Here is a 398-nt window from a genome sequence, read left to right on the forward strand (position 1 = left end):
GTGTTGACCAGAATCGCGCCGGGCTTGAAGCAGCTGAACGCGTCGCGGTTCAGCATCTTGCGGTTCTCGGCGGTCAACGGGCCGTGCAGCGACACCACATCGGACTGTGCGTACAACTCGCCAAGGCTCACCAGCTTGACGCCTGCGGGCGCTTCCTTTGCGTACGGGTCGAATGCGATAACGTGCATACCGAACGCCAGCCCGATCACGGCAGCCCGGCGCCCGATCGCACCCAGACCGACCAGGCCAAGCGTGCGGCCATCCAGTTCGACCGACTTGTGCGTCGCCTTGTCCCAATGCCCGGCACGCATGCGCGCGTCGAGCTGCGGGACGGACTTTGCGCATGCGAGGATCAGCGCCCACGCATGCTCGGCCACAGCAGCCGCGTTGGCCCCCAC

1 protein-coding gene is annotated in these 398 nt (G+C 66.3%); it reads right to left on the reverse strand.

The window, feature by feature from the left end:
- The coding region (locus GV818_RS33930) for an NAD(P)-dependent oxidoreductase (RefSeq protein WP_306108718.1) at positions 1-398 on the reverse strand (398 nt) is incomplete at both ends.

Source organism: Pseudomonas sp. Fl4BN1, from assembly GCF_009908285.1.
Taxonomy (GTDB): Bacteria; Pseudomonadota; Gammaproteobacteria; order Pseudomonadales; family Pseudomonadaceae; genus Aquipseudomonas.